The organism is Bacillus xiamenensis (assembly GCF_000300535.1).
Taxonomy (GTDB): domain Bacteria; phylum Bacillota; class Bacilli; order Bacillales; family Bacillaceae; genus Bacillus; species Bacillus xiamenensis.
In genome coordinates, this window is record NZ_AMSH01000023.1 from 34,140 (window position 1) to 48,995 (window position 14,856).

Consider the following 14,856-nt stretch of genomic DNA (forward strand, 5'->3'; position numbering starts at 1 on the left):
AAGCCTGACAGATAGCGTCAGGCTCGCATGTTAAGAAGGAGACGAATATTGATGATATTCAGCCAGCTTTATGAACGTTTTTTCATCCTCAATTAAACCACAGACGCCGCATTGGACTTTGATTTTAGGACCTTGATAGCTCATGTGAAAAGGAGAAAGCTGATCACCTTCGTATGTTTCAACAACGGCTCCAGTCGCAGGATCAAGTTTCACAGGTTCTGAAAGCTGCTCGATGAGATTAAAGCGCGTTCTATTGGTTTTGCAATTTGGACAAAGATAAGGGCTTGTCATCGTTTATTCCACCTCTTTTTTATCCGTAGCATGTCCTGAACGCTAAAATCTATGCTTAATTCTTTTGACTTTTATCCAGCTTTTTAAATAATTTGATCATCGTTTTTAGTTCTTGATCATCAAAGGATTCAAATCGCTCCATAAAGTATTCTGTTTTCTTTTTCTCAAAATGCTCAGTAATTTCCTTACCCTTATCGGTTAAGTGGATTTTGATGATGCGGCGATCCTCTTTTGAACGTATGCGGGTGATCCAGCCTTTTTCTACAAGTGTGTCGGTCACCGCTGTAATATGACTGGCTGATACCCCGAGAATCGAAGCAAATTCCGTTACTTTTTTCGCACCCTGCTCACGCAGTAAATTTAAAATGAGAAATTCATTCCGAGATAATTCGTTTTCAAGCAGGCTGTTAATTTCATAACGAATCTGCTTAAATACGGTTCTCAGTAAAGTATCCATTTCATACATCATTTGTTTTCTTTGTTCCAATCATTAAACCCCCATTATATTTTAAGGATACGACAGAATGCTTTCTCTCCATTTTAGGTATACAAGTCGTATCATTTTCATTATTTTTTATCATGTTATAATATGATGATACCATTTTTTAAATGAAGGGGGCACTAATATGTCTGAAAAACAAGAATTAGCCACATTTGCCGGGGGCTGTTTTTGGTGTATGGTTAAACCTTTTGATGAACAGCCAGGCATTATCAAAGTTGAATCAGGGTATACTGGCGGACATACAGTGAATCCGACCTATGAGGAAGTTTGTACAAATACAACGGGGCATAGAGAAGCTGTTCAAATCACATTTGATCCTGATGTTTTTCCATATGAGAAGCTATTAGAACTATATTGGCAGCAAATAGACCCAACAGATGATGGAGGGCAATTTGGTGACAGAGGAGAATCCTACCGTACAGGTATTTATGTTCACAACGAAAAACAAAGGCAGCTTGCAGAAACATCAAAACAGCAGCTGAGCCAAAGCGGAATCTTCCAAAAACCAATCGTCACTGAAATTTTAAACGCTGGTCCTTTTTATCCCGCTGAGGAATATCATCAGCATTATTATAAAAAGAACAAAATGCACTACGAACGATATCATGTCGGTTCGGGCAGAGCAGGTTTTATTAAGTCTCATTGGAGTGATAAATAATGGCCAACGAAAAAGAGCAGCGCATCAAAGAATTAAACCGGATGCAGTATGAAGTCACGCAAAATAATGGCACTGAGCCGCCATTTCAAAATGAATTTTGGGATCATAAAGAAGAGGGCATTTACGTAGATATCATTTCAGGCAAACCATTGTTTTCTTCTTTGGATAAATTTGATGCCCACTGCGGCTGGCCAAGTTTTACAAAACCGATTGAAGATCAAGAGGTAGAAGAGAAGGTTGATACGAGTCATGGGATGGTTCGGACAGAGGTTCGCAGTAAGACAGCGGATTCTCATCTTGGTCATGTTTTTCCAGATGGGCCAGGGCCAAACGGTCTTCGATATTGTATTAACTCAGCCGCTTTGAAGTTTATCCCAAAGGATGATCTTGAAAAAGAGGGCTACGGTCATTTGAACCATCTATTTAAATGATTGATTGAAAAATCGTCACATGGAAAGCGAGTGCTTCCGTGTGACGATTTTTTATTTTTTATGATGCGTATGATGTAATTGTTCAATGATGTGAAACAGCTTCTCTTTTGTAATGAGCGGTGCTTTGTTTGACGTGTAATTGATCAAATCGATTTTTTTGAACGCGGGGTGCAGATGCGGTCTCGGTAAGATGGCATAAAACTGTTCATGTTCAAACAGTGTATCTGCTTCGTGAGGGAATGTGAGTTCCTCGTGCAGTTTTTCTCCTGATCTTTTTCCGATCACGAGAATATCAGGAGATGCAACATTGATTTGACCGGCATATTCATGAAACGCTTTTAATAGATCAGCCAGCTGTAATGACTCCATCTTGAGAATAAACGTTTCGCCGCCTTTCATCATGATCGCCGCTTTAAGTGTGAGGGATACAGCTTCTTCAATGGACATAAAAAAACGTGTCATCTTAGGGTCTGTTACCGTTAAAGGCTTCTCATTTAACAGCTGCTGGAGCATGATGGGAATGACGGAACCCCTTGATCCAAGCACATTGCCAAAGCGTACAGAACAAAACATCGTTTTTTGATTAGCGATACTTTCGTTCGCTTGAAAAAATAATTTCTCTGAAATCAATTTTGTTGCACCCATGGCATTTGTTGGAGAGACGGCTTTGTCGGTTGAAATGTTGACAACATGACTGACTTCATGCTCGATTGCTGCTTCAATGACATGCTGTCCGCCGATGATATTGGTTTGAACGGCTTCAAACGGATTATCTTCACAAGTGGGTACTTGTTTTAAGGCAGCTGCATGAAAGATGATATCAACCCCTTTGACAAGCTGTCTCACACGGCTTGCATCCCGCACATCTCCAAGTGCAAATACGACCTCTGGATACGCTGCATACTCATTTTTCATCATGTATTGTTTGCTGTCATCCTTACTGAAGACAATGATTTTCTTAGGAGAGCATGCTGTTAATTTTTTCACAATTTGACGACCGATCGACCCCGTGCCGCCTGTGACCAATATAATTTTGTCGCGAAAAAAGGTCTTCAAACTCATTTCTACCTGTTTGGACATATCTAATCCCCCAACTCTCATTTCTCTACTTTGTATCATATGTAAAAGCGTGACAGACGTTTGAGGAAAAGAACCACTTTATGCATAAATTAGGTGAACAAATTATAACCATCTGCTTGACGTCTTAATAGAATATGTAGAGATAGAAGAACAAGTAGAAAAACGAGAATCGTGAACACTTCAGTACTGCGATCAGCTCAGCGTAATGGAAAAGCTTTTTTGCAGGATACTGGGCTGCACGAGGGGAGAAGATCATACATGTATAGGGGAAATCGTATTTTAGCCATGATACCAGCTTTTAGCGGCCAGCAAACTCATCATTCAAAACACATTCGTGTAGTAGCGGAGCGTCCGCTGATCTATTGGACCATTCAGCCGTTATTACAAATGGTTGAATTAGATGAAGTCATCGTATCTTCAGAGGATGTGAATACTCAAATCATTTCGTCTCACTACGGGGCAAATGTGATTGAGCTGCCAAGCACACATGTGACCGAACAAACACCTGCTATACTGGCTGTGAAGCATGCGCTTGCTTATTTAGAACGAGAGGGGAAGACATTTGATATTGTGTTGTATCTGCCTCCTTTATCACCACTAAGGCAGCCGGAAGATATTGAGAACTGCTTGAAGCTGCTAGTCGAAGGGGGATTTGATTGTACGGCTTCTTTCACAGAGGCGTTAGAAAACCCGAATGAAACGTGGACACTTCATGAAACCAATGAAGCGAACCTTTATAAGGACAATCATTATTTTTTCATTCCAACACATGACCACCCTTATACGTATGGGCGTTTAAATGGTGCTGTCTATGCGTTTCATGTTCCTTATGCAAAAGAATGCATTCATTCCTTTTTAGAAGGATCTGTTGGAGCGTATATGATGGATCGTGAGCAATCGCTTGTTGTCCTAAATGAGGCAGATCGGAAAAAGGCAGAGAGCGTTTTATTGGCTCGGCAAGATGCAGAAGGAACGGTATAATCAGTAAGAAAAGCGCCCGGTCATAGGGCGCTTTTGGTTATTTCATAAAGTCTGTATGGCAGCGTATCAAATGTGTTCCAGCGAACGACCTGCTCGTAATTATTCTGTGCGACCGACTGTCTTTTTTCAACGTTGGTGATATAATACTCGACCTGTTCAATCAAATCGTTCTCATCTGTGTAAAAAGCAAAGCTTGAAAATGCCTGCGGCGGTTTCAGGTCCGTCAATTGAAAGCGTCCGCTTGCAGCGATATCAAACGCTCTGTTGTTCAGGCTCTTATTTTGAACCATGGCTTTGTTTTGATTATAGGCAAATTGTGCCGGCCTGTGCGGATTTAGAACAATGGCTGATGTTTGATAGATCTCTGCCATTTGCTGTGGGTTCAGCCAATGGGTCATCAGTGTTACATCACGATATCGTCTGCGTGATTTATTCAACTGACGATGCCATTCTTTACCTGCAACGAGAATACGCCATTTGTTTTGATGTAAGAGTGTATGGATGGCTTTGATACGGTTTGGGTAAGGGTAGCCAATGAGTGCAATGTCATAGATGCACGTCTCAAGCAGGGATTCTTTTTTTTGAAATACTTTTGTATTTGTCGGAATAGGAAAGTAGTGCGAGTGATTAGCGCCAAGTTGTTTGTAAAATGACAAAGCACCTTCGTCAATCGTTAAGATCAGCTGTGCATCACCTGCGCAAGCAGCTGACACATCTGTGTAAAAAGGGTCTTCTGTCATCCACAGCACGATCGGGATCTTTTCTTGTTTGAATTGATGAAGCAAGTCTTTTGGAACATGGTCACCGATCATCATGAAAACAAAATCCGGAGAAAATGTCCGGATTTTGTGCATATGATCGAGGAGAGATTCCCTTTCCATTTTGATACAGGAAAACGGGGAATCAATGAAGCTTTCTTCTATCCATTGATCGAAATGCCGATAGATTCCACCGTAGCCAGAGCTGATATAAAGAAGCTTCATGATGGCCCTCTCACATTAAGATGTGAACGTAACACTTTCAACTTTATCTACATCTAATAGAGTCGTTGCAGAGCCTGTAGGTGTCACAGAGCTTTCTTGTGTGACGAAAACAATACCCGCTGAAGCATCGAATGATACGAATTGAACTGGACCGATTAAGTCTCCTGAGTCCATCACAATGCTAATGACTGTGCCTGGTGCAAGTCTTGCAAAAATCCATCTTGCTGCTTGAGAAGTGTTGAGTGCTGCAGCAGAACCTGTCGCGGATGCCTCGACTGCCACCTCACTAAATAAATTGTTTAATTTTTCTTCCACTTGAACTCCTCCTTCTTCGAGATTGGCTGTTAATGCATGACTAAGCGGTTGGAAAAACAGCTTTAATAGCTCTTTTTTTAATTCGGCACGCTTTTCGCTCATCTTTTCCCCATCCTTTCTTCATCCTTTCAAACACACCATTATGTATATGCTGTTCTCTTTTTTTGGTATAAGCAGAATGCTCATTCCTTGTTCTTTTTTCATTTAATGATTTCACACATTTTTTAAAATGTTCTCAAGTGCTGATGCTAAATGAAGTGAATCTCATACTCTAGTAAAGATCAAAGGAGAAGAGAGAGGGATTTTGAATGGAATTTGAACAATTATTAAGTGGCTGGAACGAAGAATTACTAGAAGCAGAAGGAGTCCTTGAAGTGATGTTGATTTTACTTCTTCTTCGTCTTTTAGAGGGAAGTGAGGAAGAAAGTGCGTCAGAAATCAAAGAATTGCTGCGTTCATGGCTTGAGCTGGGCATTCCGGTACCGCGTGTTCATTTAGTCAACGGAGATGTGCTGCAAAACGTAATTGTCGTGCAATTGTTTGATTCAGTGGCAGTCTTTAAAAATGCGACAAATCAGCTAAGAGTGAGTGTTCCTTACGTGAACATTGTCAGCTGGGGAGCTTTTTAATCTATTTAAAAAAGGATAATGTGATCATGAAAGTATCAGTGATTTTAACAAGCTATAATAAACCTGATTTCATTGATCGTGTGCTAAGGAGTATGGTGGAACAAACGTATCAGCATTGGGAGCTTTTGATTATGGATGATGGGTCAGAACAAGAAACGATTCAAAAGATCGAGCCTTTTTTAGACGATGAGCGCATCCAGTTGTATTCGCATCAAATTCATCCTGCAAATCGGCTGACGACCGTACGTTATGCGACGCTTATTAATGAAGCTTTAACACGTATAACAGGCGAGCTGGTTTGTTATTTAACTGATGATACGGTGTACCGGAAAGATCGTTTAGAGAAAATGGTGGATGTTTTTCAGTCGAACCCTGACATCGATATCGTGTATTCCTCGCAGCGTGTCGTGCAGGTGAATCAGCATTCGATGGAAACGGGGAGCTTCGTCCGAGAAGCAGAACAAGTGTTAGAGCATGCGTCCTTTCAAGTCGACCATTGTTCGGTCATGCACAGAAGGCGATTGCTTCCACTTATTCATGATCAATACGGACAATACTGGGCTGATGATCCGAAACATTGGCATCATGGAGACTCCGTTTTTTGGAAGAGGCTAAATCATTTTGCTGCGTTCTTTCCATTAAAAGAAATACTTGATATCACATATAAAACACCACAATCATTCCATCATATGTTTTCAAGTATGCCCTATGATTTAATTGATGGAACCGTGATCGAAAAGGGTGGAGATTATTATCAGATCGCTCACGGATATCTTCATCGAATTGACAGGCGCTGGGTCAATGGAAAGAACAGGCGTGCGATTCGTGTGCCATCGTTATGTACGATGAAATATGAAATAAGAGAAATGCTCACAGTGCCAAATGATACAGTCGTCACCGCAGATTACGGAAAAACGTTTTATTATATTGAACATCAGAAAAAAAGACGATTTGCTTCAAAACGTGATGTACAATACTTTCAGTTTCACCCAAATGAGATATACACCATTTCAAATGAACAGCTCGAGACGTTTGAGGATGGCAGCATTATTCAAGTATCGCCTGTTTTCAGCCCGCCAAACAGACGGCTGTTTAAATGGAAACAAGATATCTATTTACTGGTACATGACACCTTTTGCCGGATTGTACCTGAGGTAGTGAAGTTATTTGCGTTTTACCATCAGCCAATCAAGCTGTATCCCTCTCAATTTGCCTTTTTTCCAGAAGGGAAGCCAATTGTGCCGCTGTATATGGAATCACTGCAAGAATTCGACATGTCTCTTTATCAAACATCAGGGCGAAAGTACTCCTCATAAGAGGGGTGCTTTTTTTTAGAATAGACAAAAAAAGCAGGAGATCGAAAGGAAAAAGCGAAACGTGAAAAGGGTAGGGGAACGATATGAACATGATCAAGCCGCTGAAAATTGGGCAATGGATGCCGGGTTTTCGGCATAGAAAGCGAGGGGGAAGAAATGGGGAAGGTTGTCGAAAGAGCGGATTGGTTTGAATTAATTTTAGAAGCCATCGACGAAGCGATTCATGTTGTAGACGATCAGGGGGTCACCATTTTTTATAATCATAACGCAGCGAAGTTTGACTGTTTAGATAAAAAAGAGGTGGTTGGCAAATTCATCCTGGATGTGTATCCATCATTAACTGAAAAAACAAGTACACTCATGCATGTGCTCAGAACAGGAAAGCCCATTTATCATTCTTTACAAACCTATTTGAATAAAAATGGAGAAAAAATTGAAACGGTCAACACCACATTGCCCATTATAGAAGGCAGCAAGTTAATAGGCGCAGTAGAAGTAGCCAAAGATGTTTCAAAGCTGTCAGCGCTCTCGAATCGTTTAGATCAAAAAAAGCGATCAGACGGAGTCGCTGAAATTGATCAAATGCATGATTTTTCTTCATTTTTAACAAATGATTCACACTTAAAAGAGACGCTTGAGAAGGCTAAAAAAGCTGCTGCATATCCTTCATCCGTTGTTGTCTACGGGGAAACAGGGACTGGAAAAGAAGTACTCGTACAAGCCATAGTCCATGAATCTGACCGAAAAGACCGGGTCTTCATCCCGCAAAACTGCGCGGCGCTTCCAGAGTCATTACTTGAGAGCCTTTTATTCGGATCTGTCAAAGGGAGCTATACGGGCGCCGTTGATCGCAAGGGGCTGTTTGAATTAGCAGATGGGGGTACACTTTTTCTTGATGAGCTGCAGGCGATGCCGCTTACATTGCAGACAAAACTACTGCGTGTTTTAGAGGATGGTGTTGTCCGCCGCATAGGTGATTCAAAGGCCATTCAAGTGGATGTCAGAGTCATAACTGCACTGAATGTAGACCCATTTGAAGCGGTTAAAAAGCAAATTTTAAGAGAAGACTTGTTTTATAGACTGCATGTGTCATCTTTTCATATCCCGCCACTTCGTGCGAGAAAGCATGATATCCAGCTGTTATCCCGCCACTTTATTCAAACCTATCATCAGCAATTTTCTAAACATGTGACCCGTCTTTCTGAAGAAACGACCCAATTATTTATGGCTCACCAGTGGCCAGGGAATGTGAGAGAACTAAAACATACCATTGAGCATGCCGTTTTGATGATGCCAAAGGAAGCGGAAGAAATAACCCCGGCGTATCTTCCTGCTCATTTACGAACGCACAAGGTAGATAAGAGCCCGCCTGAGTCCTCATTAAAAACTCAAGTGACTTTATTTGAACAAACGCTGATCCAAGAAGCTTTAAGAAAGCACGCTGGAAATATTAAGCAAACTGCCGCAGCCTTAAAGATTCCTCGACAAACACTGCAATATAAAATGAAAAAATATGCAGGTGCCGAAAAGTAGGCGCCTCAAAAAATTGAATACCACGGAAAAAGCTCCTTTTGTAAAGAGTAGGGGCATTTTCCCATGTTGGCACATAACTTGCATAGTATAAAGTGAATGCTGATAGGGGGAATGGATATGAATCAGAAACTGTATCAACCGGCGCGACACTGGAAGGACATTGAGCTATGGAAGGATGTCCCTGAGGAGAAATGGAACGACTGGATTTGGCAGCTGACGCATACTGTTAAAACGCTTGATGATTTAGAAAAAGTCGTGAACTTAACAGAAGAGGAAAAAGAAGGGGTGAAGATTTCCACCAAAACCATTCCACTCAACATTACACCCTACTATGCCTCACTGATGAATCCAGACGATCCAAGATGTCCAATCCGTATGCAGTCTGTACCAATTGCAGAGGAGCTTCATAAAACCAAATATGACCTGGAAGACCCGCTTCATGAAGACGAGGATTCACCTGTTCCGGGTCTAACGCACCGCTATCCAGATCGTGTGCTGTTTCTTGTGACAAATCAGTGCTCCATGTACTGCCGCTATTGTACGAGAAGACGTTTTTCCGGTCAGATCGGCATGGGCGTACCGAAAAAGCAACTAGATGCGGCAATTGGCTATATTAGAGAAACACCTGAAGTGCGGGATGTGTTAATTTCAGGTGGTGACGGGCTTTTAATCAATGATCAAGTGCTTGAATACATTTTGAAAAACTTACGAGATATTCCTCATGTTGAAATCATTCGAATTGGGACTCGTGCTCCGGTTGTCTTTCCGCAGCGAATTACGGATGAACTGTGTGAGATTCTGAAAAAATATCATCCGGTTTGGCTGAATACCCATTTCAATACAAGCATTGAAATCACAAAAGAAGCAAAAGAAGCGTGTGAACGTCTTGTCAATGCCGGTGTCCCTGTAGGCAATCAGGCTGTGATCCTTGCGGGGATTAATGACAGTGTACCGATTATGAAAAAGCTGATGCATGATCTCGTGAAGATTCGCGTCAGACCTTATTATATTTATCAATGTGATTTATCTGAGGGCATCGGCCACTTTAGAACACCCGTCTCAAAAGGTCTTGAAATCATTGAAGGCCTAAGAGGACATACGAGTGGTTATGCCGTGCCAAGCTTTGTTGTAGATGCGCCAGGAGGAGGAGGCAAGATCGCCTTACAGCCAAATTATTTATTGTCACAAAGCCCTGACAAAGTCGTTCTTCGTAACTTTGAAGGTGTCATTACCTCATATCCAGAGCCAGAACATTACGTCGCTGGCCAGGCGGATGCATATTTTAATGAAATTTACGAAAAGAAGAAAGAACCGGCAATCGGTGTGACCGCTTTATTTCAGGATGAGGCCAAATCCTTTACACCTGAAAATTTAAGCCGAATGAAACGAAGAGCGTCGTATGAGACAAATCCTGAACACGATACGCTCAAAAATAAACGTGAAAAGCGAGATGAATTAAAAGAAAAGAAATATCAAGCGCAGCTCAAAAAAGAACAAACCGTAAAGGAGGAGAAATAACGTTGCTGACATGTGATTGGTGTGAGGAGAAGAAAGCAAATGAAGAGCAGACAACGGTCTATTGGGAGCTGATCACCGGCACACAGTCAATTGAAATAATTGAAACGCCCTCAATCTCCTGCACGCATTGCGGCATGACCTATCAGAAGGATGAAACGGTAAAAGAGATAGAAGATCAATTGATTTTAGTCGATCAAACAAAGCTGCCCGAAAAAATCTCATATGAAGAATTAATGAGTATGAAGCGATTATTAAAGCGAAATTACTTTGATTTTTCATCATAAGTTGTACCTCCGCCTATACAAGTCATCAATTTCCTGTATAATATAACAACAAAACAGAGTGTCGCGGAGGGAATTACAGGTGAAGTCGTTTTACCACTATTTAATGAAGTACAGACATCCAAAACCGAAAGATGACATCAGTCATTTTGCCAATGCTGCTTATGAAGATCACAGCTTCCCTAAAGCTTCCACTGATTATCATGAGCTGTGTGCGTATTTAGAGTTAAATGGGGACTATTTAAGCTCTATGACGACATTTGACGAAGCATTTGAGCAATACGAAGTAGAAGTCAAAAAAAAATAACACATAACACCGCTTGTTCCGTATGGGAGAAGCGGTTTTTTATTGGGGAAATAAAATGGCGTTTTGCATGGTGTGGTTGCCCATGCAGAATTCCTTGCGCCGGCATACGATACGTTAAGACCAAAAGTCGGGCAAGGGGGAGACAAAATGAAGGCGAAAGCACCAAAATATAAAGTAGGGGATATTGTCGTCGTTGTCATGTACGGCACTGTTGGAACGATAACAAAAGTCCATCAAATTGACCAGCACTATCTATATGAGGTCAATCATAATGAGGTGCTTTATTTTGAAACATCACTTCAGCTTTATGACGAGTACGACGGGGTGATTGTGGATACAGAAAAGCTGGACATTGAATATGAGTTCCTCATTGGCGATGTTGTATATGTAAAAGATTACGGAAAAGAGCTGTTTAAAATCATTGGCCATCGGACTGAAATTTGGCGCTACCTTGAAGATGGCTGGGAAGATGTGATTTACGAACTCACGAGGTTAAAAGACGGAGAATGGCTGGAAACAGAAGAGGAAGACTTGACGCTTGTCCTAAGGAAATATGAGATGGACCAGTTTGTCCATCAGCTTCTTTTTGTGCATTACGTTGGGGAGACCTCAAAAGAAATAGAAGAAGATATGGTGCAGACGGCACTATTACAGTTAGAAGAGAAACAAGAAAGCGAAGCCACACTAGAATTCCTCGCTGTATCTATAGTGGATGAGCTTCTTGACATTTACAATGATTATAAAATTCTCTATGAATTTTTTAAGGACCCAGAATACAAGGATATGATGGACTTTATTTTGGAAAGCTTAAACGAACATTTTGGTTAAAGAAAGACTTGTCCTAACACGAATAAAAAATAAGGGACACAGAAAAAAGCAATCACATAAAACCATCCCCTCAAGATACGGCCCATCACTTGATCAAAAGTATCTCCATCTAATATGCTTAACCATTTCATTGTCTCAAGCCCCTTTTCTTTTTGTTTACTGCATTTATATGTATGGAATGAGCCATTATGACAAACTGTAATAAAAATAAGGGAGCGTTCATACATCATAAAAAAGGAGGCTAAAGCAATGAAAGAAGCTGATTTGGTGATTGATACAGAGGAAATTGCAGAATACTTCTACATGGAGCTGGTCAAAAGAGGGTACATACCATCTGAGCTGGAAACATTTGAGCTTGCTGATATCACATTTGAATATATGCTGAGGAAAGCAATGATAGTTGAAGAAGAGGCTTGGTAGGCACTATACTTTGAAGAGATTCTGAGTAGAAAGGGAGGGGAATACTTTAGCGTGTATGTGATCATTCTTTTCATGATATTTGGCGCCATCGCTGCGCTTATGGTATCTGGTGTGTTTCAAAAATTGGACAACCAGATCATCTTATCGTTTGAGAACATGAGACTTCCTTTTTTAAATGACGTCATGCTCACTTTGACTGATTTTGGCATCAGTGCACTGCTTGTCCCAATCATGCTCATCTTTAGTGTGGTGCTGCTCGCGTATAAACGCTACTACTCTATCATGCTGCTTTTTCTGCTCTATATTTCAGAAAGGGCGATCAATCATGAACTGAAAGGGCTTTTTGCTAGAGAGCGTCCAGCCTTTGATCATCTAGTGAATGAAACATATTACAGCTTTCCGAGCGGTCATTCAATGAATGCAGCAACAATCTATCCGTTTATCGCATATCTATTAATTGAGATGATTCCATGGCTCAAAAAAAGACAAAAAGCGGTCTATATGGTGACAGGATTATGTGTGCTGATGATTGGCATCAGCAGGATGTATATCGGTGTACATTATTTGACGGATGTAGCAGGGGGCTTTGCGATCGGACTAGCTTTATTTCTCATATGTAAAAAGATTGACGAAAAATTGTCCGGCATTCGACAAAATTAGAAGAAGGAAATTAACAAATCCCAGCTAATTTTATATAAAAGGGGAGGGATTTGAATGCAATTGACGTTGAGATTTTTTCAAAAGAAACCTTCAGCATATCACTTAACCATTTACCAAACACCTGAATATGGTGCTGTAAGCGGGCATCAGCCTGTGTACCGGACAAAGATTGGCGGCAGGACACACCTTGATGTACTGGAAAAAGCATTCTCGACATTTAATGTACAAGATACAGTCCCTAATGATTACAATGCACGGTTCATCTCAACAGGGGATATCGTTGTGATTGATGATCAGAAAAAAGGGAAGTGCTATTATCAGCTCTTTCCGACAGGATGGAAACGCAGTGAACGCTTAATGACGATGAGTTAAATATAAACTGATGATGCCAGCCTCACATCCAGCTGGTATTTTCTTTTTCCCCTCAATCGTTTATAATAAATGGGACTAAATACATGTTAAATGTAAGTGGAGGCTGACAAATGAGTGTACATATTGGAGCAGAAAAAGGACAAATTGCAGAAACGGTATTGCTGCCAGGTGATCCGCTTCGTGCGAAATATATTGCAGATACATATTTAGAAGATGTTGTGTGCTATAACGAAGTGCGCGGCATGTATGGCTTTACTGGAACGTATAAAGGGAAGCGTATTTCTGTACAAGGCACTGGAATGGGCGTACCGTCTATTTCGATCTATGTGAATGAGCTGATCCAAAGCTATGATGTTCAAAACTTAATTCGTGTTGGCTCTTGCGGAGCGATCAAAAAGGACGTCAATGTGCGTGATGTCATTTTAGCTCAAACATCATCAACAGATTCTCAAATGAACCGTGTGGCATTTGGACCGATTGATTATGCGCCTTGCGCAGATTTTGATCTTCTGAAGAAAGCCTATGACACAGCCGAAGCAAAAAATGTAGCTGTGCGTGTTGGGAATGTGTTTACCGCAGACCAATTTTATAATGAAAAACCACTTGAGCTGATGGATCAATATGGAATTCTAGCGATTGAAATGGAGACAACAGCTCTTTATACGCTCGCTGCAAAATTTGGCAGAAAAGCGTTGTCGATTTTGACAGTGAGTGATCATGTGCTAACAGGAGAAGAAACAACTGCTGAAGAGCGCCAAACAACGTTTGACGAAATGATCTTAATTGCACTAGAGTCTGTTTTATAATAGTATAAAGGATGTGCTACGACGTAGCGCATCTTTATTTTTTTAGTAGAGCAAAAGGAAGGTATGTCATGAAGAAAAGCTATAAAATACTCTCAATCGCATCGATTCTTGGTTTGACGGCCGCATTATCAGGCTGCCAGTTGCTGGATCAAAAAAGCGGTACCAGTGAATCCAACAAAACAAGCGAACAAAAAACTCAAAGTTCATCGTCCCAGCAAAACTCAAATGATACGGCAGATTCATCTAATCAAGAGCTGACGTTAAAGAGTGAATATTTCAATGACATCAAGGTTGTTAGCGGGCTGAAAACCATTCAAAATCCTGAAAATGTGCTCGCACTTGTCAACAAAGAATACGCACTGCCAGGAACCTATAAACCTTCTGATCTCGTTGTACCAAAAGTAGAATTCTCTTTTACAGAGGATATTGAAAAACGATATATTCGGAAAGTAGCAGCGGAGGCACTTGAGAAATTATTCAAAGGTGCGAAAAAGAAAAACTTCGAGCTGGCCGCTGTATCTGGCTATCGCTCCTATGATCGTCAAAAAGTTATTTTTGATAGTGAAGTCAAATTAAAAGGGAAAGAAAAAGCCCAAGAAGCCGTAGCATTACCAGGCGAAAGTGAACATCAAACAGGTCTTGCAATAGACATTTCCTCAAAAAGTGCCGGTTTTGAGATTTCTGAAAAATTTGGTGAAACACCTGATGGCAAATGGGTCGCCAAAAATGCCTATAAATATGGCTTTATCATCCGTTATCCAAAAGGAAAAGAAGACATCACAAAATATGAATATGAGCCGTGGCACCTGCGCTATGTAGGGAAAGAAGCCGCAAAAGCGATGCATGATCACGACTTAACATTCGAAGAGTACATGAACAAAGTCAAGAAAGTATAACAAAAAAGGCCTCCCAGCTTTGAAGTGACCCCCTAAATTTAGACACGGG

General features: G+C 40.9%; 21 protein-coding genes. 15 read left to right on the forward strand and 6 right to left on the reverse strand.

Annotated elements, in window-relative coordinates:
• Positions 1-30: 30 nt before the first annotated feature.
• Together BA1_RS09365 and BA1_RS09370 are read right to left on the reverse strand one after the other, a co-directional pair.
• Positions 31-291: a hypothetical protein gene (locus BA1_RS09365; RefSeq protein ID WP_008358159.1), complete on the reverse strand. Its 261-nt coding sequence runs from the start codon at positions 289-291 to the stop codon at positions 31-33.
• 55 nt (positions 292-346) lie between these two features.
• Entirely contained in the window at positions 347-778 is a 432-nt protein-coding gene (locus BA1_RS09370) for a MarR family transcriptional regulator (protein WP_008358161.1), read from the reverse strand.
• A gap of 139 nt (positions 779-917) precedes the next feature.
• Between BA1_RS09370 and msrA the strand changes: the two genes are divergently transcribed.
• Together msrA and msrB are read left to right on the forward strand one after the other, a co-directional pair.
• Positions 918-1,451, forward strand: a complete 534-nt coding sequence (gene msrA, locus BA1_RS09375) for a peptide-methionine (S)-S-oxide reductase MsrA (RefSeq protein ID WP_008358163.1) — start codon at positions 918-920, stop codon at positions 1,449-1,451.
• A complete protein-coding gene (gene msrB, locus BA1_RS09380; protein ID WP_008358164.1) occupies positions 1,451-1,882 on the forward strand; it encodes a peptide-methionine (R)-S-oxide reductase MsrB in 432 nt (143 codons plus the stop codon). The genes msrA and msrB overlap by 1 nt, the downstream gene beginning before the upstream one ends.
• A 51-nt stretch (positions 1,883-1,933) precedes the next feature.
• Here msrB and BA1_RS09385 read toward each other — a convergent pair whose 3' ends face one another.
• The gene (locus BA1_RS09385; protein ID WP_008358166.1) at positions 1,934-2,962 is read right to left on the reverse strand and encodes an SDR family NAD(P)-dependent oxidoreductase; all 1,029 of its coding nucleotides are present in this window, start codon (positions 2,960-2,962) and stop codon (positions 1,934-1,936) included.
• 258 nt (positions 2,963-3,220) lie between these two features.
• Here BA1_RS09385 and BA1_RS09390 point away from each other — a divergent pair, with 258 nt between their 5' ends.
• Positions 3,221-3,943 carry an acylneuraminate cytidylyltransferase family protein gene (locus BA1_RS09390; protein WP_008358168.1) on the forward strand — a complete coding sequence of 241 codons (723 nt, stop codon included), beginning with the start codon at positions 3,221-3,223 and terminating at the stop codon, positions 3,941-3,943.
• Between the two features lie 20 nt (positions 3,944-3,963).
• On the opposite strand, the gene BA1_RS09395 is transcribed toward BA1_RS09390, so the two are convergent.
• Both BA1_RS09395 and BA1_RS09400 read right to left on the reverse strand, forming a co-directional pair.
• Positions 3,964-4,926 (reverse strand): CgeB family protein, encoded by a 963-nt coding sequence (locus BA1_RS09395; protein ID WP_008358171.1) that lies wholly within the window; start codon positions 4,924-4,926, stop codon positions 3,964-3,966.
• A gap of 15 nt (positions 4,927-4,941) precedes the next feature.
• Entirely contained in the window at positions 4,942-5,343 is a 402-nt protein-coding gene (locus BA1_RS09400; RefSeq protein ID WP_008358173.1) for a hypothetical protein, read from the reverse strand.
• Positions 5,344-5,549: 206 nt separating this feature from the next.
• On the opposite strand from BA1_RS09400, the gene cgeC reads away from it, so the two are divergent.
• From cgeC to BA1_RS09435, 7 genes are all read left to right on the forward strand, one after another.
• A complete protein-coding gene (gene cgeC, locus BA1_RS09405; protein WP_008358174.1) occupies positions 5,550-5,870 on the forward strand; it encodes a spore maturation protein CgeC in 321 nt (106 codons plus the stop codon).
• A 20-nt stretch (positions 5,871-5,890) separates the two neighbouring features.
• Complete coding sequence (locus BA1_RS09410; RefSeq protein ID WP_051009114.1) at positions 5,891-7,186, forward strand: glycosyltransferase family 2 protein; 1,296 nt, start codon at positions 5,891-5,893, stop codon at positions 7,184-7,186.
• Between the two features lie 156 nt (positions 7,187-7,342).
• Complete coding sequence (locus BA1_RS09415; protein ID WP_008358179.1) at positions 7,343-8,719, forward strand: sigma-54 interaction domain-containing protein; 1,377 nt, start codon at positions 7,343-7,345, stop codon at positions 8,717-8,719.
• A 117-nt stretch (positions 8,720-8,836) separates the two neighbouring features.
• Entirely contained in the window at positions 8,837-10,237 is a 1,401-nt protein-coding gene (gene kamA / locus BA1_RS09420; protein ID WP_008358181.1) for a lysine 2,3-aminomutase, read from the forward strand.
• 2 nt (positions 10,238-10,239) lie between these two features.
• A complete protein-coding gene (locus BA1_RS09425) occupies positions 10,240-10,521 on the forward strand; it encodes a YokU family protein (protein ID WP_008358183.1) in 282 nt (93 codons plus the stop codon).
• Between the two features lie 79 nt (positions 10,522-10,600).
• Positions 10,601-10,825 carry a YozE family protein gene (locus BA1_RS09430; protein ID WP_008346438.1) on the forward strand — a complete coding sequence of 75 codons (225 nt, stop codon included), beginning with the start codon at positions 10,601-10,603 and terminating at the stop codon, positions 10,823-10,825.
• Positions 10,826-10,972: 147 nt separating this feature from the next.
• Positions 10,973-11,653, forward strand: coding sequence for a hypothetical protein (locus BA1_RS09435; RefSeq protein WP_008358185.1), 681 nt, complete (start codon positions 10,973-10,975; stop codon positions 11,651-11,653).
• On the opposite strand, the gene BA1_RS19650 is transcribed toward BA1_RS09435, so the two are convergent.
• Positions 11,650-11,784 (reverse strand): hypothetical protein, encoded by a 135-nt coding sequence (locus tag BA1_RS19650; protein WP_008358186.1) that lies wholly within the window; start codon positions 11,782-11,784, stop codon positions 11,650-11,652. The genes BA1_RS09435 and BA1_RS19650 overlap by 4 nt on opposite strands.
• A gap of 118 nt (positions 11,785-11,902) precedes the next feature.
• Here BA1_RS19650 and BA1_RS18685 point away from each other — a divergent pair, with 118 nt between their 5' ends.
• The 5 genes from BA1_RS18685 to BA1_RS09455 all read left to right on the forward strand — a co-directional run bounded on the left by BA1_RS18685 (position 11,903) and on the right by BA1_RS09455 (position 14,807).
• Positions 11,903-12,073 carry a YozD family protein gene (locus BA1_RS18685; RefSeq protein ID WP_008358188.1) on the forward strand — a complete coding sequence of 57 codons (171 nt, stop codon included), beginning with the start codon at positions 11,903-11,905 and terminating at the stop codon, positions 12,071-12,073.
• Between the two features lie 51 nt (positions 12,074-12,124).
• Positions 12,125-12,733, forward strand: coding sequence for a phosphatase PAP2 family protein (locus BA1_RS09440; protein WP_008358190.1), 609 nt, complete (start codon positions 12,125-12,127; stop codon positions 12,731-12,733).
• Positions 12,734-12,787: 54 nt separating this feature from the next.
• Entirely contained in the window at positions 12,788-13,105 is a 318-nt protein-coding gene (locus tag BA1_RS09445) for a YodL domain-containing protein (protein WP_008358192.1), read from the forward strand.
• Between the two features lie 110 nt (positions 13,106-13,215).
• Entirely contained in the window at positions 13,216-13,911 is a 696-nt protein-coding gene (deoD, locus tag BA1_RS09450) for a purine-nucleoside phosphorylase (protein WP_008358194.1), read from the forward strand.
• Between the two features lie 68 nt (positions 13,912-13,979).
• Entirely contained in the window at positions 13,980-14,807 is an 828-nt protein-coding gene (locus BA1_RS09455; RefSeq protein WP_008358196.1) for a M15 family metallopeptidase, read from the forward strand.
• The last annotated feature ends 49 nt before the right edge of the window (positions 14,808-14,856 follow it).

Excerpts from the sequence above, each read along its gene's own strand:
- BA1_RS09365 (WP_008358159.1), bottom strand. The coding sequence starts at position 291 with ATGACAAGCCCTTATCTTTGTCCAAATTGCAAAACCAATAGAACGCGC.
- msrA (WP_008358163.1), top strand. The coding sequence starts at position 918 with ATGTCTGAAAAACAAGAATTAGCCACATTTGCCGGGGGCTGTTTTTGG.
- msrB (WP_008358164.1), top strand. The coding sequence starts at position 1,451 with ATGGCCAACGAAAAAGAGCAGCGCATCAAAGAATTAAACCGGATGCAG.
- BA1_RS09385 (WP_008358166.1), bottom strand. The coding sequence starts at position 2,962 with ATGTCCAAACAGGTAGAAATGAGTTTGAAGACCTTTTTTCGCGACAAA.
- BA1_RS09390 (WP_008358168.1), top strand. The coding sequence starts at position 3,221 with ATGTATAGGGGAAATCGTATTTTAGCCATGATACCAGCTTTTAGCGGC.
- BA1_RS09395 (WP_008358171.1), bottom strand. The coding sequence starts at position 4,926 with ATGAAGCTTCTTTATATCAGCTCTGGCTACGGTGGAATCTATCGGCAT.
- BA1_RS09400 (WP_008358173.1), bottom strand. The coding sequence starts at position 5,343 with ATGAGCGAAAAGCGTGCCGAATTAAAAAAAGAGCTATTAAAGCTGTTT.
- cgeC (WP_008358174.1), top strand. The coding sequence starts at position 5,550 with ATGGAATTTGAACAATTATTAAGTGGCTGGAACGAAGAATTACTAGAA.
- BA1_RS09415 (WP_008358179.1), top strand. The coding sequence starts at position 7,343 with ATGGGGAAGGTTGTCGAAAGAGCGGATTGGTTTGAATTAATTTTAGAA.
- kamA (WP_008358181.1), top strand. The coding sequence starts at position 8,837 with ATGAATCAGAAACTGTATCAACCGGCGCGACACTGGAAGGACATTGAG.
- BA1_RS09435 (WP_008358185.1), top strand. The coding sequence starts at position 10,973 with ATGAAGGCGAAAGCACCAAAATATAAAGTAGGGGATATTGTCGTCGTT.
- BA1_RS19650 (WP_008358186.1), bottom strand. The coding sequence starts at position 11,784 with ATGAAATGGTTAAGCATATTAGATGGAGATACTTTTGATCAAGTGATG.
- BA1_RS18685 (WP_008358188.1), top strand. The coding sequence starts at position 11,903 with ATGAAAGAAGCTGATTTGGTGATTGATACAGAGGAAATTGCAGAATAC.
- BA1_RS09445 (WP_008358192.1), top strand. The coding sequence starts at position 12,788 with ATGCAATTGACGTTGAGATTTTTTCAAAAGAAACCTTCAGCATATCAC.
- deoD (WP_008358194.1), top strand. The coding sequence starts at position 13,216 with ATGAGTGTACATATTGGAGCAGAAAAAGGACAAATTGCAGAAACGGTA.
- BA1_RS09455 (WP_008358196.1), top strand. The coding sequence starts at position 13,980 with ATGAAGAAAAGCTATAAAATACTCTCAATCGCATCGATTCTTGGTTTG.